The organism is Cyclobacterium lianum (assembly GCF_900143075.1).
GTDB classification, from domain to species: domain Bacteria; phylum Bacteroidota; class Bacteroidia; order Cytophagales; family Cyclobacteriaceae; genus Cyclobacterium; species Cyclobacterium lianum.
On sequence record NZ_FRCY01000009.1, the window covers coordinates 104,194 to 125,045 of the forward strand.

The window sequence follows — 20,852 nt, forward strand, 5'->3', positions numbered from 1 at the left end:
ATGGGACAAAAAGTAAACCCAATTGGTTTAAGGCTTGGTATCATTAAGGGTTGGGACTCTAACTGGTATGGTGGACGGGATTTCGCTGATAAGCTTTATGAAGACCAGAATATCAGAAAGTATGTTTTTGCCAGGATCCCTAAAGGGGGCATTTCCAAGGTAATTATTGAAAGGACGCTGAAGAGAATAACCCTTACCATCCAGACGGCCCGCCCCGGAGTGGTTATTGGTAAAGGTGGTTCTGAAGTAGATAAACTCAGAGAAGAGTTAAAGAAGCTCACCAATAAGGATGTACAGATCAATATTTTTGAGATCAAACGTCCGGAGCTGGATGCAAAGCTGGTAGGAGAATCCATAGCACAGCAGTTGGAAGCGAGGATTTCCTTCCGAAGGGCCATGAAGCAATCCATAGCCGCTACCATGAGGGTAGGTGCAGAAGGGATCAAGGTCAAGCTTTCAGGAAGACTTGGTGGCGCAGAAATGGCAAGGTCTGAGATGTATAAAGAAGGAAGGATACCTTTGCATACCATCCGTGCCGATGTAGACTATGCCTTGTCAGAGGCACAAACGGTGTATGGTAAAATTGGTATCAAGGTTTGGATCTTCAAGGGTGAAGTTTATGGGAAGAGAGATCTTTCTCCTAATCTAAGCAGCGGCAGCGATGCCAAAGGCAATGCGCCAGCTGGAAACAGGAGAAGGAGAGAAGGTGGACCCAAGAGAAGAAAAAGAAACAACTAAACATCTTTAACTGAGCAATCATGTTACAGCCAAGAAGAACGAAATTTAGAAAGATGCACAAGGGGAGGATCAAGGGAATAGCCCAGAGGGGCCATACCCTGGCCTTTGGCAATTTTGGAATCAAATCCCTTGAGCCTGGATGGATCACCTCCCGACAAATAGAAGCTGCCCGTATTGCCATGACGAGAGCCATGAAACGGGAAGGGCAGGTTTGGATCCGTATTTTTCCAGATAAGCCGATCACCAAGAAGCCCGCAGAGGTAAGGATGGGTAAAGGTAAAGGAGCTCCCGAATACTGGGTAGCTGTAATCAAGCCGGGAACAATCCTTTTCGAGGCTACAGGTGTACCTGTAGAAGTAGCTCAGGAAGCGTTGAGATTAGCCCAACAGAAACTTCCTGTAAGTACCAAGTTTGTTGTACGTAGAGATTACGTTGGATCATAAAGCAATGAAAAATTCAGAAATCAACGCTCTTTCGGAGAGCGAAATCACAGCACGCATCGCTGCGGAAAAGGAGAACCTGACAAAACTGCGTTTTGCGCATGCAATCTCTCCTATAGAAAATCCTAATAGAATCAAAGAATCAAGGCGTTTGGTCGCAAGGTTGAAGACTTTTTTACGAGCCAAACAACTAGCTAAATAACAAAGAAAATGGCTACTACAGAAAGAAACCTTCGTAAAGAAAGAATAGGTAAGGTAGTTAGCAACAAGATGGATAAGTCCATTACCGTAGCTGTGGAGAGAAGAGTAAAACATCCCATGTACGGTAAATTTGTTGGTAAGACTACCAAATTTACGGCTCATGACGAAAACAATGATTGTAACCCGGGCGACCTGGTTAAGATCAGTGAGACGCGTCCGCTGAGTAAGAATAAACGTTGGAGATTGGTCGAAATAATAGAAAGGGCGTTATAAATCATGATACAGCAAGAATCCAGATTAAGCGTAGCGGACAACTCAGGTGCCAAAGAGGTGCTTGTCATCCGCGTTTTAGGGGGTACCAAAAGAAGGTATGCCTCTATTGGAGACAAGGTTGTCGTGAGTGTTAAATCGGCCATTTCGTCCAGTAACATGAAAAAAGGCACTGTTTCCAAGGCAGTAATAGTAAGAACCAGAAAAGAGGTCCGTAGAAAAGACGGTTCATACATCCGGTTTGAAGATAATGCGGCCGTACTTTTGAACAACAACGATGAACCCAGAGGTACCCGTATTTTTGGCCCTGTGGCCCGGGAACTGAGGGAGAAGCAGTTTATGAAAATTGTATCACTGGCCCCTGAAGTATTGTAAACATGGAAAGAAAATTTAACAAGCAACCTAAATTGCATATCAAATCCGGCGATACCGTATTGGTAATTTCCGGTGATGATAAAGGCAAAAAAGGGAAAATCCTTTCTGTTGATCAGGCCAAAAGAAGGGCGATCGTGGAAGGGCTGAATATGGTAACCAAGCATGTGAAACCTACTGCAAACTCACCTCAGGGAGGAATTGAGAAAAAGGAGGCGCCCATACACATCAGTAATCTGAAATTGGTAGATCCCAAAACCGGTGAAGCTACCAGGATCGGCAGAAAGAAAAACGAAGACGGAAAGTTAGTAAGGTATTCTAAGAAAACCGGGGAGGTGATCAATGGCTAAACCTAGATTAAAAGAAAAATTCGATAAAGAAATCACTTCTGAATTGAAAGAAAAGTTTCAATTCTCCAGTGTCATGCAGGTGCCCAAACTTACCAAGATTGTGTTGAACAAGGGTATTGGCGCGGCCGTAGCGGATAAGAAGCTGGTAGACCAGGGAGTGGAAGAGCTGTCCATGATTACCGGACAGCGTGCCGTGGCTACCAAGGCCAAGAATTCCATATCTAACTTTAAGTTAAGAGATGGCATGCCGATTGGTGCTAAAGTTACGCTGAGAGGTGACCGCATGTATGAATTTCTGGACAGGCTGGTCAGTATTGCACTGCCTAGGGTAAGGGATTTCAAGGGGATTTCTGACAAGGGTTTTGACGGTCGGGGTAACTATACTTTGGGCGTCACCGAGCAGATAATATTTCCGGAGATCAGTATTGACAAGGTGAACAGGATATCCGGTATGGACATTACCCTGGTGACCAGTACCAATAGTGATGAGGAAGCATATGCTTTGCTGAAATCACTGGGACTGCCTTTCGTGAATAAAAATAAAGAAGAATAGTAATGGCAAGAGAATCGATAATAGCCCGAGAGAAAAAGAGAGAGCGCATGGTAGCTAAATATGCCAAGAAACGCGCTGAACTAAAAGCTGCCGGTGATTATGAAGCACTGGACAAGCTTCCCAAAAATGCTTCTCCGGTGAGGCTTCATAACCGATGTAAGCTTACCGGCAGACCAAAAGGATACATGAGAAAATTCGGTATCAACCGGGTGACTTTCAGAGAGATGGCTTCAGCAGGTAAAATTCCGGGTGTGACCAAGTCTAGCTGGTAAAAATTATATAATAGTTTTTATTCTAATTTTCATTGTGTAACTTTGCAGGCCCATTAGGGTTTTGCAGTTAGACTAATACAAATATGACTGATCCAATAGCTGATTATCTAACCAGGCTGAGGAATGCCATAAAGGCCTCTCACCGGATAGTAGAAATACCTGCTTCCAATATGAAAAAAGAACTTACAAAAGTTCTTTTTGATAAAGGTTACATACAAAATTACAAATTTGTTGAAGATGGCCCACAGGGCACCATCAAGATTGCGTTGAAATACAATCCACATACAAAGGAAAATGCAATCGTCAACCTTTCCCGTATTAGTAAGCCAGGTTTGAGAAAATATGCAGGCAAAGACTCCCTTCCGAGAGTAATCAACGGTCTGGGGATTGCCATAATTTCCACCTCTAAGGGGGTGATGACTGACAAAGAAGCCCGTGTCGAAGGCGTGGGTGGAGAAGTGCTTTGTTACGTTTATTAATAAATTGATATGTCTAGAATAGGTAAAAAACCGATAAATATACCCGCGGGTGTGACTGTAGACGTTTCTGATCACAATCAGGTAACTGTTAAAGGTCCCAAAGGTACACTGGTACAGGAGGTAGATCCTGATATATCAGTAAAAGTTGAAGACAATCAGGTGGTGTTAGTAAGACCTACTGATTCTAAACGTCATAAATCTCTTCATGGACTTTTTCGTTCTCTGGTCAACAATATGGTTACCGGCGTACATGAAGGATACAAAAAAGAGCTTGAGCTTGTAGGTGTAGGTTATAAGGCCACCAACCAGGGCCAGGTTCTGGAGCTTTCTCTGGGGTACTCTCACAATATCTTTTTTATGGTACCAGAGGAAATAGGGGTCAAAACCGAAACTCCCAAAGGTAAAAATCCAATGATTTCCTTGGAAGGTATCAATAAGGAATTGATCGGTCAGGTTGCTGCAAAGATCAAATCCTTGCGTAAAGTTGAGCCTTTCAAAGGTAAGGGTGTACGATTTGCGGGAGAGCATATTAGACGTAAAGCTGGTAAAACTGCTGCTAAAAAATAATTAGAAGATGGCGTTTAAGAAAAAAACAAGAAGACTGAGAATAAAGAAGGGCATCAGGAGAAGAATTTCCGGTACCGATGCCAGGCCAAGACTTTCTGTATTCAAGAGCAATACAGGAATATACGCACAGTTGGTCGACGATCTGAAAGGTCAGACACTGGCGGCCGCTTCTTCAAAGGAATTGGGTTCCACAAAAAATATCAATATATCTGTCTCTAAGGAAGTTGGTAAGAAACTCGCAGAGAAAGCCGTAGCCAACGGATTGAATGAAGTTGTGTTTGATAGAAGCGGCTATCTTTATCATGGAAATGTAAAAGCTTTGGCGGATGGAGCCAGAGAAGGAGGCCTTAAATTTTAAGCATTATGAGCCAAACAAGCAAAAAACCCATTCGGGCTACAGATACAGAATTAAGTGAAAAAGTAGTTGCCATTAACAGGGTAGCGAAAGTAGTGAAAGGTGGACGAAGGTTCTCTTTCTCAGCGATAGTGGTAGTAGGAGACGGAAAAGGAGTAGTTGGTTTTGGCCTGGGCAAGGCCAATGAGGTCACCGATGCGATCACAAAAGGTGTGGAAGATGCCAAGAAAAACCTTATTCAGGTACCCCTGCTTAAAGGTACTATTCCTCACGAACAGCTTGGTAAGTATGGTGGAGGTCTTGTCTTGATCAAGCCTGCCGCACCTGGTACAGGTGTGTTGGCCGGAGGTGCAATGCGTGCCGTTTTGGAAAGCGCCGGATATACCGATATCCTCGCAAAATCGAAAGGTTCGTCTAACCCTCACAATGTGGTAAAAGCGACCATAGATGCGCTGGTTAACCTCAGGGACGCCATTGCTGTATCACAGCAAAGAAGGGTGAAATTATCTAAAGTTTTTAATGGTTAATAAGATGGCTAAGGTTAAAGTTACTCAAATCAGAAGCATAATTAAGCGTCCTAAAAACCAAAAAGCTACCATTGCTGCCTTGGGATTAGGTAAGATCAATAAGTCTGTAGAGGTAGAAAATACCCCTCAGATGCAGGGAATGATCAGAAAAATCAGCCATTTAGTAACGGTTCAGGACGCTTAAGGTAATGGGAAGCGAGGCGCACTTTATGTTCGCTGTAAAATATTCGTACGATGGAATGCCGCATGTCTCCTAGCTCAGTCAGGGAGCGATAAGCATGCCGGATTTTATCAGACAGTTAAGAAACAACTATAAACCGATGAAATCGACACGATCAAAAATATCATTAAACGCACAGTGCAATGAATATTTTAACCGTCAAAGATTCCATGTGGCCGTTTAAAGACAATTATATACAAATGAAATTACATACACTAAAGCCAGCCGAAGGTTCTATCAGGAACAGAAAAAGGATCGGTAGGGGCCAGGGCTCCGGCAGGGGAGGCACATCCACAAGGGGGCACAAAGGTGCCAAGTCCAGATCCGGTTACAAAACCAAATTAGGTTTTGAGGGTGGTCAGATGCCTTTGCAACGCAGGGTGCCCAAATTTGGTTTTACCAATCACAATAAGGTGACGTATCAGGCAATCAACCTGGATACAATTCAGGAATTGGCCGACAACCTGAAGATAGACACCGTAGATTTTGCTGTTTTAAAGCAAAATGGCCTTGTTTCCAAAAAAGATCTTGTAAAAGTGCTTGGAAGGGGCGAACTTACATCTAAAGTAAATGTAAGTGCCCACAGCTTCTCCGCTACTGCCATTGCAGCGATTGAAAAGGTTGGAGGATCTGCAAATAAGATTTGATACATGAAAAAGTTTATCACAACAGTAAGGAACATCTTTTCGATAGAGGATTTGAGAATCCGGATAATGAATACGATAGGTTTGCTTATCGTATTCAGAATTGGATCTTTTGTGGTCCTTCCCGGTGTTGATCCGAGTCGTCTTGGTGAAGCCGCCTCCGGTATTTTCGGATTGATAGATACCTTTCTTGGCGGTTCTTTCAGTAGGGCTTCCATATTTGGGCTTGGAATCATGCCCTATATTTCTGCTTCAATTGTACTGCAATTGTTGACTGTTGGGGTACCTTATTTCCAGAAATTACAAAAAGAAGGCGAGTCCGGGCGTAAGAGAATCAATCAGATCACCCGTGTTTTGACCATATTGATCACCTTCGCACAAGGGATTGGCTACATCACCGCCACCATCCCTGATGAAGCCATTCTGATCGATAAAACCCTATTTATGGTGTCAGCCCTGGTATTGCTGACATCAGGAACCATGTTCTGTATGTGGATTGGAGAGAAAATTACCGAAAAGGGAATCGGTAATGGTATCTCCATGCTCATCATGATCGGTATCATTTCAGCCTTGCCAGGTGCGATTATTTCGGAAAGTCTGTCTAAAGGTGGCGGAGGTATTCTGCTGCTGATCCTGGAAGCAGTGATTTTATTCTTCGTGGTTGTGGGCGTCGTTGCGTTGACCGAAGCGGTGAGAAGGATCCCGGTACAGTATGCCAAGCAGGTAGTGGGCGGTAAAGTGTATGGCGGACAACGCCAGTACATACCCATTAAGGTGAATGCATCTGGTGTTATGCCCATTATATTTGCACAGTCACTGATGTTTCTTCCTGCCCTGATCGCACAGATCTGGGCCGATTCAAGTGATATAGCCGCGTACATTGGCACCACTTTCAGTGACTTTACCTCCTGGCAGTACAATTTGGTTTTCGCATTGATGATCATATTGTTTACCTTTTTCTACACCGCTATCACGGTTAACCCGGAGCAAATAGCGGAAGACATGAAAAGAAACGGTGGTTTTGTTCCTGGCATCAAACCTGGTGCACCCACTGCTGAATTTATTGACAATATCATTTCAAGGATCACGTTGCCAGGCTCAATTTTGCTTGCGCTTGTTGCGATCATGCCGGCCTTTGCAATAATTGCCGGAGTAAGCAGCGAATTTGCGCAATTTTACGGCGGTACATCCCTGTTGATTATGGTGGGGGTTATCCTTGACACATTGAGGCAGATAGAGAGCTACTTGTTGATGAGGCATTACGAGGGCATGATGAAAAGTGGGAATATGAAAAATGATCCTTCTAGTTACGCTGTAGCTTAAATATGATACAGTTTAAGACTGAAGAGGAAATTGAAATCATAAAAGAAAGTGCGCTGATCCTTGGAAAGGCGCATGGCGAGGTAGCCAAACATGTAAAGGAAGGAGTAAAGACTGCTTCTTTAGATAAAATTGCTGAAGAATATATCCGTGATCACCAGGGAATCCCCTCATTCAAGGGATACAATGGTTTTCCGGCATCACTGTGTATTTCCGTAAACGAAGTGGTCGTTCATGGATTTCCCAGTCAGTATGAATTGAAAGATGGCGATATAATCTCAATAGATTGTGGAGTCTTTCACCGAGGTTTTCATAGCGATTCCGCTTATACTTACCCTGTTGGTGAAGTTTCTCCCAAAGTTATTGCATTACTTAAGGCTACCAGGGAATCCCTGTATGTAGGGATCGAAAAGGCCGTTTTCGGTAATCGTGTAGGCGATATCGGTAATGGTATTCAGAAATTTGTTGAGGCAAAGGGTTACACGGTAGTCAGAGAGCTTGTTGGTCACGGTGTTGGTAAGCAACTCCACGAGCCACCTGAAGTACCCAATTGGGGTAAACGAGGTAGTGGAGCAAAACTGAAAGAAGGGATGGTCCTGGCTATTGAGCCTATGGTTAACCTGGGCACGCGAAACGTGGTTCAGGAAAGAGATGGCTGGACTATCAGAACTGCAGACCGCAAGCCATCAGCTCATTATGAACATACGGTGGCCATATTTGAGGACCGAACGGAGGTTTTGACAACGCATCAGTACATAGAAGAGAATTTTAAATTTTAATTATGGCGAAACAGGCATCAATAGAGCAGGACGGTACCATAGTAGAAGCATTGTCCAATGCAATGTTTAAGGTAGAGCTCGAAAATGGTCATCAACTTATCGCTCATATTTCCGGGAAAATGCGGATGAACTATATAAAGATTCTGCCCGGAGACAAGGTGAAGCTGGAAATGTCCCCTTATGACCTGTCCAAAGGACGGATCGTTTACCGGTACAAGTAAAAAAGGTGAGACCATTTGATTTAAAGACTGAGCCAAGGGTTGGGTTTAAAAATATTTTCAGTCGGGGAGGAAAACAAGGGGATGAATCATCGCCGATCGCCTGTCACTGACGAGTATCTCCGGCAAAATGGGTAACGGAATTAAGAAAACGTATAAAAAACATGAAAGTTAAAGCATCTATTAAAAAAAGAAGTGTTGACTGTAAGGTGATCCGCAGAAAGGGAAAGCTTTACGTGATCAACAAGAAGAATCCTAAGTTTAAACAAAGACAAGGTTAAGTACTATGGCTAGAATTGCAGGTGTCGATATACCGGACAACAAACGTGGTGAAATAGGCCTTACTTATATTTTTGGTATTGGCAGAAGCACTGCCAGGGCCATTTTGAATAAGGCTGGTATTTCTCTGGACAAAAAGGCCGGAGAATGGGATGATGATGAATCTACAGCTATCAGAAATATCATCGCTGAAGAGCACAAGACAGAGGGCGTGCTCAAATCTGAGGTACAGTTGAGTATTAAAAGACTCATGGATATTGGTTGTTACAGGGGTTTAAGGCACAGAAAAGGATTGCCTGTCCGCGGTCAGAAAACCAAGAATAACGCCAGAACCAGAAAAGGTAAGAGGAAGACTGTTGCCAATAAGAAGAAAGCGACTAAATAAATCCTGACATAGATTATGGCTCAGAAAAGAAACGAAAAGACAAAAGCTAAAAAGCGGGTTGTTAAGGTTGAAGCAGTGGGACAAGCCCACATCAAAGCTTCTTTCAACAATATCATTATCTCAATTACCAACAATTCCGGTCAGGTGATTTCCTGGGCGTCTGCTGGTAAAATGGGATTCAGGGGTTCTAAAAAGAATACGCCTTATGCTGCTCAGATGGCTGCTCAAAACTGCGGACAAGTAGCCTATGACCTGGGTTTGAGAAAGATCGAGGTATTTGTGAAAGGTCCGGGAGCAGGCAGAGAATCTGCTATCAGAACCCTCCAGAATGTGGGTTTGGATGTAACGACCATTACCGATGTTACACCATTACCGCACAATGGTTGTCGTCCTCCCAAACGCAGAAGAGTTTAATTTAAAGAAAAATAAGCATGGCTAGATATAGAGGTCCAAAAGCAAAAATTGCCAGAAAATTTGGCGAGCCCATAGAAGGGCAAAGCAAAGTGCTTCAGAAGAAAAATTATCCTCCTGGAATGCACGGTAGGGGCAGAAGGAAAAAGCAGTCTGAATTTGCCATCCAGTTGATGGAAAAGCAAAAAGCCAAGTATATCTATGGCGTTTTGGAAAGGCAATTTGCCAAGATGTTTAACATTGCTTCCAGGAAGAAAGGTGTTACCGGTGAAAATCTGTTGCAACTTTTGGAAGGCAGATTGGACAATACTGTTTTCCGTTTGGGTATCGCTCCTACCAGAAGAGGAGCGAGACAATTGGTTTCACACAAACATATTCTTGTAAATGGGAATGTGGTCAACATCCCGTCTTTTCTGTTGAAGCCCGGTGATGTGGTAGCTGTAAGAGAGAAATCAAAATCACTGGAAGCGATTACCGAAAGTCTTAGAGGAAGAGGAACAACCAGGTACAGTTGGTTGGAGTGGGACAATGGTTCCCTGAGCGGAAAGTTTGTTAGTGTTCCCCTAAGGGAAGATATCCCGGAGAACATAAAAGAGCAACTGATCGTCGAACTGTACTCTAAGTAATCATATTCATTCCTAAAAAAAGAATTAAAGATATGTCCATATTAGCATTTCAAATGCCAGAGAAGGTGGTAATGGAAAAGGCAGACGATTTTCATGGTCTGTTTACCTTCAAACCACTTGAAAAAGGATACGGGGTAACCATTGGAAACGCCCTCAGAAGGATTCTTTTGTCTTCACTGGAGGGATATGCCATTACCACGGTAAAATTGCCTGGTGTGGTGCATGAATTTTCCAGTATAGAAGGAGTGGTCGAAGACGTTACTGACATCATCCTGAACCTCAAGCAGGTCAGATTCAAGAAAATCCATGATGCCATCGACAACAAAATTTCCGTAGAGGTAAAGAACAAGGATGTTTTTACCGCTGGTGATATTGCCAAATTTACCACCTCATTTGAAATTTTGAATCCTGAATTGGTCATATGTCATCTGGACGATTCCAAATCGTTGGAGGTGGAGCTTAGTGTTGATAAGGGCAGAGGGTACCTTCCTGCGGAAGAGTCCAAGCCAAAAGAGCAACTCTACGGTACGATTTCTGTTGATGCGATTTTTACACCCATCAAAAACGTTAAATACAGAATTGAAAATACCCGTGTAGAACAAAAGACCGATTATGAGCAACTCATCATGGAGGTCAGCACGGATGGGTCTATTCATCCTGAAAAAGCCTTGCAGGAATCTGCCAAGATTCTGATCCAGCATTTCATGCTGTTTTCGGACCAGACCATGGTGATCGATGCACCTGGCAGCGGGGCAATCGAACCCATAGACGAGGAGTATCTTCACATGAGAAAATTGTTGAAGACTTCCCTCAGTGACCTGGATCTTTCTGTAAGGGCCTACAATTGCCTCAAAGCGGCAGATGTAAAAACCCTGGGTGATCTGGCCAAACTGGAGATTTCCGACATGATGAAATTCAGAAACTTTGGAAAGAAGTCCCTGGCAGAATTGGAGCAATTGATCCAGGAAAAAGGCCTCACTTTTGGTATGGATCTTTCTAAGTATAAACTTGATGAAGAATAATTAAAATGAGACACGGTAAAAAATTTAACCATTTAGGTAGAACCGCCTCGCACAGAAAGGCCATGCTTTCAAATATGGCCATGTCTCTCCTGGAACACAAGCGGATCACTACTACCCTCGCCAAAGCCAAGGAGCTGAGGAAATATATCGAACCTTTGATCACCAAGGCCAAAGAAGATACCACCCACAACAGAAGGGTAGCGTTTGGATATCTGAAGAATAAAGAAGCCATCAAAATCCTTTTTGGTGAAGTAGTGGAGAAAATCGGGAACCGACCCGGTGGCTACACGCGGATCATCAAGACAGGCTTCAGACTCGGAGACAATGCGGAAATGTGTATCATTGAGTTGGTAGATTACAATGAATTGTTGCTGAAAGAAGATCAGCCTGTCAAAAAATCCGGCCGCAGAAGAAGCAGGAGAGGTTCTGGAAAAGGTAGTGATTCGGCTAATGTACCTGTAGCTGAAGAAGTTAAAGAAGAAGAAAAGCCAAAGTCGGGTAAAAAGGCAAAGGATACTGAAGAAGCTAAGGCTTCCGAAGATGCAGAAAAGAAGCCTGCAGATAGTGCGCCCGAGTCACCTGAAGCTTCGGCTGAGGAGGATTCAGACAAGAAAGATGAAGACAAAAAGTCTGAGTAATCTATGGTTTATCGGATAAATAGAATTTGGGATTGAGCAATTGTTCAATCCCTTTTTTATGCCCTTTTATTTAAATGCTTTCTACTACTTATGATAAATTTCTTAAATTTGCCTATCAAAAATTGATATGAACAAGAAAAAAGCCACCCTCCTTTTAGCAGATGGAACCGTATTTACCGGTAGTTTAGTAGGTAGTCATGGTACAAACGGTGGAGAAATTTGCTTCAACACCGGCATGACCGGTTATCAGGAAATTTATACCGACCCCTCATATACCGGGCAAATAATCGTCAACACCACCGCTCACATAGGGAATTATGGGGTAATCGATGAAGATGCAGAATCTGATAAACCCTTGATTGCCGGTATCGTTGTTAATGATTTTTCTGAAATATACAGTCGTGTTGATGCGAAGGAATCCTTGCAACAATATCTGGAGCGTCACGGAATCACCGGGATAGCAGATGTGGATACCCGGAAGCTGGTGAGACATATCCGGTCCAAAGGTGCCATGAATGCCATTATCAGTTCCGAAATAGACGACCTGGATACCCTGAAAGCGGAATTAGAAAAGGTGCCGGATATGAATGGACTTGAGCTTTCTTCTTTGGTATCGACAAAGACAGCCTATTACCATGGCGATGAAAAAGCTCCCATCAGGGTAGCATGTATCGACTATGGGATTAAAAAGAATATTCTCAGGTGCTTTGCAGAGCGCGGAGTCTATTGCAAGGTGTTTCCGGCCAGGACAAGTCTCGCGGAGATGGAGCAGTGGAATCCGGATGCTTATTTTCTTTCAAACGGCCCCGGTGACCCGGCTGTAATGCAATATGCCGTAGATACCACCAGAGAGATTCTGGAGATGAACAAACCTTTGTTCGGGATTTGCCTGGGACACCAACTGCTGGCCAGAGCTTGTGGTATTTCCACCTATAAAATGCACCATGGCCACAGGGGATTAAACCATCCCATCAAAAATATGACTACCGGTAAGAGCGAGATTACCTCGCAGAATCATGGTTTCGTTGTGAGTCGGGAAGATATTGATCTGAACGAACAATTGGAAATCACTCACTTACATCTCAATGATGGCACTGTAGCAGGCATAAAAGTAAAGGATAAGCCTGCATTCTCTGTCCAATACCATCCGGAAAGTTCTCCGGGCCCTCATGACTCCCGTTACCTATTCGAGCAATTTATTTCATTATTAAAGAACTAAACCATAAACCTTATTTTGATATGACATTGATACAATCCATTCACGCAAGACAAATATTAGATTCCCGGGGTAACCCTACCGTTGAGGTAGATGTATTTACAGATAATGGTGCCTTTGGCAGGGCGGCAGTGCCCAGTGGTGCTTCCACTGGTGTGCATGAAGCTGTAGAGTTGAGAGATGGCGACAAAAGCGTTTATATGGGTAAAGGTGTTTTGCAGGCGGTTGCCAATGTCAATGACCTGATCGCTCCGGAGCTGATTGGGTTTGATGTGTTCGAGCAAAATCAGATTGATCAGCTCATGCGTGACCTCGATGGTACCAAAAATAAATCCAAGTTGGGAGCGAATGCCATTTTGGGTGTTTCGCTGGCTGTAGCCAAGGCCGCCGCAATGGAATCGGGACAGCCATTGTACCGCTATATAGGAGGTGTTAACGCCAATACGCTCCCCGTGCCCATGATGAACATTTTGAATGGAGGCTCCCATGCAGACAACGGGATCGATTTTCAGGAATTTATGGTCATGCCGGCTGGTGCTTCCTCCTTTTCCGAATCTCTCAGAATGGGTGCGCATATTTTTCATGAGTTAAAAGCGGTTTTGAAGGCAAAGGGTCTGTCTACAAATGTGGGGGATGAAGGGGGGTTTGCTCCTGATCTGAAAAACAATGTAGAGGCTATTGAAGTGGTATTGCAGGCTATAGAGAAAGCAGGATTTCGTCCTGGAGAAGACGTGTTTATCGCGATGGATCCAGCCTCTTCAGAGTTTTATGACGAAGATAAAGGCCTGTATGTATTCAAAAAATCTACCGGCGACGAGCTGACTTCAGAACAAATGGCAAACTACTGGACAGAATGGGTCAATAAATATCCGATCAAGTCCATAGAAGATGGCATGCAGGAAGACGATTGGAAGGGTTGGAAAATGATGACGGAGTCTGTTGGTGATAAAATCCAAATCGTAGGTGATGACCTGTTCGTTACCAATGTGGAGAGGTTACAAAAAGGCATCGATGAGAAAATTGCCAATGCGCTTTTGGTAAAAGTAAACCAAATAGGATCGCTGACAGAAACCATCAACGCCGTAGAACTGTGTCACCGAAACAAATATAAATCCGTGATGTCCCACAGATCAGGAGAAACAGAAGATTCCACTATTGCGGACCTGGCCGTGGCACTCAATACAGGTCAAATCAAAACAGGATCTGCTTCTCGCTCCGACAGGATGGCAAAATACAATCAGTTGCTCAGAATCGAAGAGCAATTGGGAGATGCGGCCTATTTCCCGGGATTGAAGTTTTAAAGGAAAAAGACTTTCTTTGGGTAATGTACCCATAGAAAAGAATGAAATCAAATCAGAAAAACCCTTTTAGAGCCTTTGGCTTTGAGTGGGTTTTTCTTTTTTTATTCCACTGTTAAAATTTTGATAAACACCCTCCCGATCTCTCCTTAGAGCAGCATGATTTTAACCGTTCACGTTAGTAATGGCCTGGGTTTGGATTTTCCGTAACTGAGGAAATGCCTCCCCTTATGTCAGGCAGGGCGATAAACACCTCCCGGTACAATTGGTTTTTGTTTGCCGTATTCTTAGGTTTATTGAAATATTGCTACAATGAAAATGAGATCGTTCTGTATCCTCGGTGTTTTTCTTCTTTTGCTGGGAACAACGGCTGCCTTTCCTTCAGAAGCCCAGAGGATCATGGTAGAAGGAAGGGTAGTGGACGAGGAAACAGATTTACCTCTGCCTTTTGTTACAGTATTTGTAAACAATACTGCGGGAGGCACTGTGGCCGATGAAAACGGACATTTTGAGCTGGAAATGGACGCAGGTCATTATGAACTCGTCTTGTCTCTGGTAGGTTACGAAAGTCTCATTTTTTCGGCAGATTTCTCTGATAAGTCACCTCGATTTCTATTTAAGATGGCACAACGGCCAATTGACCTCAACGAGCTCCTGGTGGATGGGGAAAGAAGCCCGGAATGGTATGAAAATCTGAGGACCTTCGAATACCATTTTTTAGGTAGTAGTCAGTTTGCTGCGAGCTGCAAGATCCTCAATCCGGAGGTATTGATTATAGACTTTGATCAAAAGGTATTGAAAGTACACAGCATTGACTTTTTAACGATAGAAAACCATGCCCTGGGATACCGTATCAATTATCTTTTGACTTCTTTTGAATTGGATACGGACAAAAGGACATTTCACTTTTCCGGGTACCCCCGGTATTCGCAAATGGAGGGTGGAAAAATGAAACAGCGCCGCTGGGAAAAAAACCGGATGACTGCCTATCAGGGCTCCTGGTTGCATTTTAGACATAGCTTGCTGAAAGGTTCCTTAGCTCAGGAAGGCTTCGAAGTCAGAAGAATGAAGCTGATCCCCAATCCGGACAGGCCATCAGACAGGAGGATTCTGGAGGCAAAGGGACAACTTAAAATCGTAGAAGAGATGCCCCATAGCCCGTTTAGGGACTCGCTCCTGGCGATTGTCAGAAAGCAATCTCTTCCCAAAACAGTAGAATTGGTTTCGCCGGATACCTTGCAAAAATCGGCCTACAGCCAGGTCCTAGATGGGGAGGGGACCTTGCAACTGGAATTTGAAGATTTTTTGCAAATCACGTATACAAAAGGGAGGTTGAGCAGAGAGTTTGTGGATTCGTTTGCACCTGGTGAAGCACCCAGGTCACCTTATCCGGTTTCTCTGTTGAGTCAGACGGCTCCTGTGAAGATATATCCGACAGGATTGGAAGATCCTGCCCTTAAGTTGTTTGTGGAAGGATATTGGAGTTGGCAGAGAATGGGGGATGCCGTACCGATTGATTTTGAATTACCAGAATAGTGCCAGCAACGGAACACTGTTTTTGGATGGTTGTCGATAGTTTTCCTATATTTGGAAAAACATACAGTAAGGAAATGGCCAAATACATCAGGTATACCAAAAACTTCTACTTCGTATTTACCGTTTTATTCATCATATGGATGGTTTTTATTGACAGCAATGATATCATCAGCCATATTAAACTCCGGTCAAAGCTGAATGATCTGGAAGATCAGAAGGAATTTTACCAGGAGCGAAAGGAAAAAATACAGGCTGAAAGAGAAGAATTGCTAAGCAATTATGAGTTGCTGGAAAAGTTTGCGCGGGAGCGCTATTTGATGAAACGGAAAACGGAAGACCTGTATGTTATTGTGGAAGAATGATTTTTGGTTTAAAGCAGCAGCAAGTATGCTGCTCCTGTTTTTTTTATCCCTGACCACTAGCTTTGGACAGCGGCAGATCTACCCGGAAGACAATCCCCCGTTAAAGGAACGCATGTATTTTGGTGGAAACGGAAGTCTTCAATTTGGCACCATCACCTTTGTCGAAATATCCCCTTTGGCTGGCGTGATGATTACTGAGCGGTATTCTGCAGGCCTGGGAGCTACCTATCAGTATCTGAATAACCGGTTTTACCAGAATGGAGATGCCCATATTTATGGAGGGCGGCTATTTAACAGGTTTAATGTATTGCCCAGGATTTTTCTGCATGCAGAGTACGAAGCCTTGAACGTAGAGGTGGCCAATCCCATTCCAAATACCAATGATGTAGTCTTCACCAGAGATTGGGTTCCCGGTTTATTTGGAGGAGCCGGCTATTTTACCCCATTTGGAGAAAGAGGTGGGATGAACTTTATGCTGTTGTATAACTTTAGCTACGACAACAGAAGATCCCCCTATAATGAACCATATGTCATCAGAGTGGGTTTTGTATTTTAAAGTTACAGTCAAGCATGGATTCATTCATAGACCGATTGCACAAAGCCCACAACCACTGCCCGGAATGTCCATCCCCAAAAGTAATTAATCGCTTTTTTGACGATATCCTGGGTATACTTTTCCCGGAGCATGCCAATGAAATACTCAGAGACCGACAGGCCCTGCAGGCGAAATTTTTTCAATTGAGGGAACAACTGCAACAGATACTCAAAAAAAATGAGGCTTTGCATCACGCTGATGGTGCGGCCCTGTCCCATGCATTTTTTGATCGATTGGAAAAAGAGGTTTTTGAAAGGGTACACGAAGATCTGCAAGCCATGTTTGATGGGGATCCGGCTGCGAAGTCAAAAACCGAGATCATCCGTTGTTACCCCGGCTTTTATGCCATTGCTGCCTATCGCATAGCCCACTTATTGCACGTGTTGGGTATTGGATTGATTCCCAGAATGATAACGGAATATGCTCATGGCAAAACCGGTGTAGACATACATCCCGGAGCCAAAATCGGACGTCACTTCTGTATAGATCATGCTACAGGGATAGTCATCGGTGAGACCACAATTGTGGGGGACAGGGTGAAAATTTACCAGGGGGTGACCTTAGGTGCCCTGAGTGTGAACAAGGAAGATGCAGATAAAAAACGACACCCTACCATCGAAGATGATGTAGTCATTTATGCCGGAGCTACCATTTTGGGTGGGGATACAGTAATTGGCAAAGGCAGTGTGGTAGGTGGCAATGTATGGTTGACCAAAAGTATTCCTCCAAAAAGTAAAATTTATTACCAGACAAAAATTTACGATGGGGCTTCAAACCTGACAGACTTTTATGTGCTGAAAAGTGATGCCTGAAATACCCAGCTATGCAGTTATTTGAATTAATTGGGAATACCCCTTTAATTGAGCTACAGCGGATTCCAACCAATCCCCGAGTGAAAATTCTTTGTAAACTTGAAGGCCAGAATCCGGGAGGTTCCGTGAAGGACCGGGCCGCATATTTTATGATTCGTGCCGCACTTGACCGCGGAGATATCGGCCGGGGATCCAAACTGATCGAAGCCACTTCCGGGAATACAGGCATTGCACTGGCCATGGTGGCCAATCTTTTGGGAGTTCAAATGACTCTGGTAATGCCTGACAATTCTACCCAAGAGCGGATACAATCCATGGAAGCTTATGGAGCCAGACTCGTGCTGACCCCTGCAGAGAAAACCATCGAATACTCGAGAACCCTGGCAGAGGAAATGGCAGAAAACGAGGGTTTTCACATGTTGAACCAATTTGCCAACCCGGACAACTACAGGGCCCATTACGAAACGACCGGCCCTGAAATATACAGGGATACTGACTCAAAAATCACTCATTTTGTTTCAGCAATGGGTACTACCGGTACTATCATGGGTGTATCCAGGTACCTCAAAGAAAAGAACCCTGACATCCGGATCGTCGGGACACAGCCCACCGATGGTTCAAGTATCCCGGGCATCAGGAGGTGGTCTCCGGAGTTTTTACCAAAGATTTTTGAGCCTGAACGAGTGGATCAGGTAATCGACGTCAGCGAGGAGCAGGCGACAGTTATGACCCGTAGAATGGCCAAAGAGGAGGGTATTCTGGCCGGCATGAGTAGTGGAGGGGCGCTTCATGCGGCCATAGAACTTTCGAAAACGCTCGAGGAAGGACTGATCGTCTGCATTACCTGCGACAGGGGCGACCGCTACCTGAGTTCGAACCTGTTTGGCTGATTACCTGGGATCAGAAAGCTGACAAAGTTTTTAATATTTTTAATTTTTTTCCACGCCTTTTTCGGCAGTGGAAAATATCCCTTATCTTGCCCCGCATGAATGACTACAAAGCAATAGAGGCCCATTGCAGGGTTAATTCGGCAATTTCCGCCAAAGTATTGGATGAGTTTTTACTTTATTATGCTGCACAGAAAAATAAGCTGGACAGGGAGGCAGATCTACGACTCGGAACCTACCGGCACATCACCCAGACTGTAGACAAGAGCTGGTACAATTTGCTGAAATCACAGTATATCATCCACAAGGTGCTGAAGGACGGAGGCCTGATTCACAAATACCTATCTCATGTCGCTGTCAAAAACCTGGAGGATGAACAACGCGCCTGGCTTGGAGAGCAGGCTGCCATTCCCTGGCGGTTTAGTTTTTCAAGAGTTTTGGATAGCCCTCAAGCTGGCTTCTACAATATGGAAGATGTATTTACAGAGGAAAAGTACCTGCTGTATTCTCCGGGCATGGCGGATATATCGAAAGATGGAGACATAGAACTTTGGTTTAACCTGATAGCATTCAATGGATCCTGCTGGCAAACCTATGGTCCCCTGGCTGGCTACCGGAGTTTTTCTGCCGATGACATTTTCTTTTATGCAACCGAGGTAAATTCTTCAATTTCGGACGAGGAGGAGTTGATGCAGGACGTGGATAAAAATCCCGTACCTTATATGATGCTCTTCGGAAGATCTAATTACCCGTTGACCATACATGAGGGGCAGGTGCTGGAACTGGTACTGTCAGAATTAGATGACATTATTTTGAATGAAGCAGATTTAGAAAATGAGTTTGAGGTGGACCGCATAGACATGGTATACCGAATCAAATTACCTGGAATGGAAAACAAGCCGCACTTTGCTGCTGCTTATTACGATCAGGAAGCAAAATTTCTCCAGGTCACAGCCATGACGGAGACAGGATATATGGGATTGGTCAAAGCTTTTAAGAAGCTGGGAGTTTCCGTAGGTGTTCCGGCAGATATCTATGTTCGCCCCTCCATGTTGACGGCTGCGCAGGAGATCCTTAAAAAGGAAATCGAACTCATGCCCTATGAATTGCTTTTTGAAGAAGATCTGGACCAGGAAGATCCTGATGTAGAGATGAAAAAGCTGAATGAGTTGATGGCGCTGGCACTCCCATATATCAATGCTGGAAAGGAACCGGATCTGGAAGCATTGGCCGATGAAGTCGGCCTGGATCTGGAAGGCAACAGGGAAGTCATCACTGCTCTATTTGACGATATCAAACAAAAAAGGAAGGGATGAGCTTCTGATAATGCCATGCCGACGTTAATTTGAAATAGAGCGGCTGTTTTTGCATCAACTACATCAAAAAAATGCCTATATTACCTTTATAACCTTGCGTGGTCCACAATGAATAATAGAAGAGAATTTTTAATCAAATCGGTTCTTGGCATGGCGGGTCTGTCATTACTCCCTGGCTGGTCAAATGGAGCTCCGGCCATTATCAGGAACTACAACAAGCCCGACTCGAAAATCAATGGTGTGCAGATAGGCTGCATCACGTATTCCTTCCGCTCCCTGCCTGACCAAAGTGCTGAAGCTACCTTGAAATATGTTACTGACTGCGGTATCAATGCTATAGAATTGATGGGAGGACCGGCTGAATCTTTTGCCGGCATGCCGGAATCGACCCTTGACCGCAGGCGAATGTACCAACTGGCTGGAAAAAGGCGAAGTGGTGAAACACTTACTGATGACGAAGCAAAAGAGTTTGCTTCACTTCAGGAGCAAGCAGCTGATTATGCGAAGGTAGTCGCGGCATGGAGGGCTAAAGCAGATTTTCAGAAATTTGAACAAGTCCGTAAAATGTATAAAGATGCGGGGGTAAGTATTTATGCCTTTAAGCCCGGCGCTTTCAGTCAGAACAATACCGATGCAGAAATTGCCTATGGCATGAAAGCAGCCAAAGCACTCGGAGCCTCCCACGTCACTCTGGAACACCCTTCTGATGATGCCCATACATTGAAATTGGGAAAAATGGGAGAACAACACAAGATATCAGTAGCGTATCATGGCCATGAGCAACAAACCTTCACCTTCTGGGATACTGCCCTGGCCCAAAGCTCCAGGAATGCATTGAATTTTGATGCCGGTCATTACATAGCTGCAGGGCATACAGATATCATGGCTTTCTTGGAAAAACACCACAAGAGGATATTAAGCATGCATACCAAGGACAGGCAAAGCCCGGCAAATGGCAAGGGAAACCTCCCCTGGGGTACCGGAGATACGCCGATCGTGGAGATTTTACAAAAGATGCAGCAAAGCAGGTACAAATTCCCAGCTTCTATTGAATTGGAACATCAGATTCCGGAGGGGTCGGATGCGATCCGCGAAGTGCAGAAATGCCTGGAATACTGTAGAAAAGCCCTCGCCTGAGCAAATACCTAAAGCACCCCGGCCATT

At 44.2% G+C, this 20,852-nt stretch carries 32 protein-coding genes; all 32 read left to right on the forward strand.

The window, feature by feature from the left end; translation table 11 throughout:
* The 32 genes from rpsC (at position 1) to BUB19_RS15255 (ending at position 20,825) form a co-directional block, all read left to right on the forward strand.
* Positions 1 to 738 carry a 30S ribosomal protein S3 gene (rpsC, locus tag BUB19_RS15100; protein WP_073095402.1) on the forward strand — a complete coding sequence of 246 codons (738 nt, stop codon included), beginning with the start codon at positions 1 to 3 and terminating at the stop codon, positions 736 to 738.
* Positions 739 to 758: 20 nt separating this feature from the next.
* Positions 759 to 1,181, forward strand: a complete 423-nt coding sequence (gene rplP / locus BUB19_RS15105; RefSeq protein WP_073095403.1) for a 50S ribosomal protein L16 — start codon at positions 759 to 761, stop codon at positions 1,179 to 1,181.
* A gap of 4 nt (positions 1,182 to 1,185) precedes the next feature.
* Positions 1,186 to 1,380 (forward strand): 50S ribosomal protein L29, encoded by a 195-nt coding sequence (gene rpmC, locus BUB19_RS15110; RefSeq protein WP_073095493.1) that lies wholly within the window; start codon positions 1,186 to 1,188, stop codon positions 1,378 to 1,380.
* Positions 1,381 to 1,388: 8 nt separating this feature from the next.
* A complete protein-coding gene (gene rpsQ, locus BUB19_RS15115; protein WP_073095404.1) occupies positions 1,389 to 1,652 on the forward strand; it encodes a 30S ribosomal protein S17 in 264 nt (87 codons plus the stop codon).
* Between the two features lie 3 nt (positions 1,653 to 1,655).
* Positions 1,656 to 2,024, forward strand: coding sequence for a 50S ribosomal protein L14 (gene rplN / locus BUB19_RS15120; RefSeq protein WP_073095405.1), 369 nt, complete (start codon positions 1,656 to 1,658; stop codon positions 2,022 to 2,024).
* 2 nt (positions 2,025 to 2,026) lie between these two features.
* The gene (gene rplX / locus BUB19_RS15125) at positions 2,027 to 2,371 is read left to right on the forward strand and encodes a 50S ribosomal protein L24 (RefSeq protein WP_073095406.1); all 345 of its coding nucleotides are present in this window, start codon (positions 2,027 to 2,029) and stop codon (positions 2,369 to 2,371) included.
* Positions 2,364 to 2,924, forward strand: a complete 561-nt coding sequence (gene rplE / locus BUB19_RS15130) for a 50S ribosomal protein L5 (RefSeq protein ID WP_073095407.1) — start codon at positions 2,364 to 2,366, stop codon at positions 2,922 to 2,924. The genes rplX and rplE overlap by 8 nt, the downstream gene beginning before the upstream one ends.
* Before the next feature lie 2 nt (positions 2,925 to 2,926).
* Positions 2,927 to 3,196 (forward strand): 30S ribosomal protein S14, encoded by a 270-nt coding sequence (gene rpsN / locus BUB19_RS15135; RefSeq protein ID WP_073095408.1) that lies wholly within the window; start codon positions 2,927 to 2,929, stop codon positions 3,194 to 3,196.
* Positions 3,197 to 3,279: 83 nt separating this feature from the next.
* A complete protein-coding gene (gene rpsH / locus BUB19_RS15140) occupies positions 3,280 to 3,675 on the forward strand; it encodes a 30S ribosomal protein S8 (RefSeq protein ID WP_073095409.1) in 396 nt (131 codons plus the stop codon).
* A 9-nt stretch (positions 3,676 to 3,684) separates the two neighbouring features.
* Complete coding sequence (gene rplF, locus BUB19_RS15145; protein WP_073095410.1) at positions 3,685 to 4,242, forward strand: 50S ribosomal protein L6; 558 nt, start codon at positions 3,685 to 3,687, stop codon at positions 4,240 to 4,242.
* A gap of 7 nt (positions 4,243 to 4,249) precedes the next feature.
* Complete coding sequence (rplR, locus tag BUB19_RS15150; protein WP_073095411.1) at positions 4,250 to 4,600, forward strand: 50S ribosomal protein L18; 351 nt, start codon at positions 4,250 to 4,252, stop codon at positions 4,598 to 4,600.
* 5 nt (positions 4,601 to 4,605) lie between these two features.
* Positions 4,606 to 5,124, forward strand: a complete 519-nt coding sequence (rpsE, locus tag BUB19_RS15155; protein ID WP_073095412.1) for a 30S ribosomal protein S5 — start codon at positions 4,606 to 4,608, stop codon at positions 5,122 to 5,124.
* A 4-nt stretch (positions 5,125 to 5,128) separates the two neighbouring features.
* A complete protein-coding gene (gene rpmD, locus BUB19_RS15160; protein ID WP_073095494.1) occupies positions 5,129 to 5,308 on the forward strand; it encodes a 50S ribosomal protein L30 in 180 nt (59 codons plus the stop codon).
* A 236-nt stretch (positions 5,309 to 5,544) separates the two neighbouring features.
* Complete coding sequence (gene rplO / locus BUB19_RS15165; RefSeq protein ID WP_073095495.1) at positions 5,545 to 5,991, forward strand: 50S ribosomal protein L15; 447 nt, start codon at positions 5,545 to 5,547, stop codon at positions 5,989 to 5,991.
* A gap of 3 nt (positions 5,992 to 5,994) precedes the next feature.
* Positions 5,995 to 7,311, forward strand: a complete 1,317-nt coding sequence (gene secY / locus BUB19_RS15170) for a preprotein translocase subunit SecY (RefSeq protein ID WP_073095413.1) — start codon at positions 5,995 to 5,997, stop codon at positions 7,309 to 7,311.
* A gap of 2 nt (positions 7,312 to 7,313) precedes the next feature.
* Positions 7,314 to 8,087, forward strand: a complete 774-nt coding sequence (map, locus tag BUB19_RS15175; RefSeq protein WP_073095414.1) for a type I methionyl aminopeptidase — start codon at positions 7,314 to 7,316, stop codon at positions 8,085 to 8,087.
* Between the two features lie 2 nt (positions 8,088 to 8,089).
* Positions 8,090 to 8,308, forward strand: a complete 219-nt coding sequence (gene infA, locus BUB19_RS15180) for a translation initiation factor IF-1 (RefSeq protein WP_073095415.1) — start codon at positions 8,090 to 8,092, stop codon at positions 8,306 to 8,308.
* Positions 8,309 to 8,469: 161 nt separating this feature from the next.
* A complete protein-coding gene (gene rpmJ / locus BUB19_RS15185; RefSeq protein ID WP_009034194.1) occupies positions 8,470 to 8,586 on the forward strand; it encodes a 50S ribosomal protein L36 in 117 nt (38 codons plus the stop codon).
* A gap of 5 nt (positions 8,587 to 8,591) precedes the next feature.
* The gene (gene rpsM / locus BUB19_RS15190; RefSeq protein ID WP_073095416.1) at positions 8,592 to 8,969 is read left to right on the forward strand and encodes a 30S ribosomal protein S13; all 378 of its coding nucleotides are present in this window, start codon (positions 8,592 to 8,594) and stop codon (positions 8,967 to 8,969) included.
* Between the two features lie 15 nt (positions 8,970 to 8,984).
* Complete coding sequence (gene rpsK / locus BUB19_RS15195; protein WP_014020645.1) at positions 8,985 to 9,383, forward strand: 30S ribosomal protein S11; 399 nt, start codon at positions 8,985 to 8,987, stop codon at positions 9,381 to 9,383.
* A gap of 17 nt (positions 9,384 to 9,400) precedes the next feature.
* Positions 9,401 to 10,006 carry a 30S ribosomal protein S4 gene (rpsD, locus tag BUB19_RS15200; RefSeq protein WP_073095417.1) on the forward strand — a complete coding sequence of 202 codons (606 nt, stop codon included), beginning with the start codon at positions 9,401 to 9,403 and terminating at the stop codon, positions 10,004 to 10,006.
* Positions 10,007 to 10,038: 32 nt separating this feature from the next.
* Complete coding sequence (locus BUB19_RS15205; RefSeq protein ID WP_073095418.1) at positions 10,039 to 11,028, forward strand: DNA-directed RNA polymerase subunit alpha; 990 nt, start codon at positions 10,039 to 10,041, stop codon at positions 11,026 to 11,028.
* Between the two features lie 5 nt (positions 11,029 to 11,033).
* The gene (gene rplQ, locus BUB19_RS15210) at positions 11,034 to 11,666 is read left to right on the forward strand and encodes a 50S ribosomal protein L17 (protein ID WP_073095419.1); all 633 of its coding nucleotides are present in this window, start codon (positions 11,034 to 11,036) and stop codon (positions 11,664 to 11,666) included.
* 127 nt (positions 11,667 to 11,793) lie between these two features.
* On the forward strand, positions 11,794 to 12,885 hold the full coding sequence (gene carA / locus BUB19_RS15215) for a glutamine-hydrolyzing carbamoyl-phosphate synthase small subunit (RefSeq protein ID WP_073095420.1): 1,092 nt from the start codon (positions 11,794 to 11,796) through the stop codon (positions 12,883 to 12,885).
* 20 nt (positions 12,886 to 12,905) lie between these two features.
* Complete coding sequence (eno, locus tag BUB19_RS15220) at positions 12,906 to 14,183, forward strand: phosphopyruvate hydratase (RefSeq protein WP_073095421.1); 1,278 nt, start codon at positions 12,906 to 12,908, stop codon at positions 14,181 to 14,183.
* A 309-nt stretch (positions 14,184 to 14,492) separates the two neighbouring features.
* Positions 14,493 to 15,716 carry a carboxypeptidase-like regulatory domain-containing protein gene (locus BUB19_RS15225; RefSeq protein ID WP_073095422.1) on the forward strand — a complete coding sequence of 408 codons (1,224 nt, stop codon included), beginning with the start codon at positions 14,493 to 14,495 and terminating at the stop codon, positions 15,714 to 15,716.
* A gap of 74 nt (positions 15,717 to 15,790) precedes the next feature.
* Positions 15,791 to 16,078, forward strand: coding sequence for an FtsB family cell division protein (locus BUB19_RS15230; protein WP_073095496.1), 288 nt, complete (start codon positions 15,791 to 15,793; stop codon positions 16,076 to 16,078).
* Positions 16,059 to 16,634, forward strand: a complete 576-nt coding sequence (locus BUB19_RS15235) for a hypothetical protein (RefSeq protein ID WP_073095423.1) — start codon at positions 16,059 to 16,061, stop codon at positions 16,632 to 16,634. The genes BUB19_RS15230 and BUB19_RS15235 overlap by 20 nt, the downstream gene beginning before the upstream one ends.
* A gap of 14 nt (positions 16,635 to 16,648) precedes the next feature.
* Positions 16,649 to 17,485, forward strand: coding sequence for a serine O-acetyltransferase (locus BUB19_RS15240; RefSeq protein ID WP_073095424.1), 837 nt, complete (start codon positions 16,649 to 16,651; stop codon positions 17,483 to 17,485).
* 11 nt (positions 17,486 to 17,496) lie between these two features.
* Positions 17,497 to 18,375 (forward strand): cysteine synthase CysM, encoded by an 879-nt coding sequence (gene cysM / locus BUB19_RS15245; protein ID WP_073095425.1) that lies wholly within the window; start codon positions 17,497 to 17,499, stop codon positions 18,373 to 18,375.
* 95 nt (positions 18,376 to 18,470) lie between these two features.
* Positions 18,471 to 19,688, forward strand: a complete 1,218-nt coding sequence (locus tag BUB19_RS15250; protein ID WP_073095426.1) for a hypothetical protein — start codon at positions 18,471 to 18,473, stop codon at positions 19,686 to 19,688.
* A gap of 108 nt (positions 19,689 to 19,796) precedes the next feature.
* Positions 19,797 to 20,825: a sugar phosphate isomerase/epimerase family protein gene (locus tag BUB19_RS15255; RefSeq protein ID WP_073095427.1), complete on the forward strand. Its 1,029-nt coding sequence runs from the start codon at positions 19,797 to 19,799 to the stop codon at positions 20,823 to 20,825.
* Positions 20,826 to 20,852: the final 27 nt, after the last annotated feature.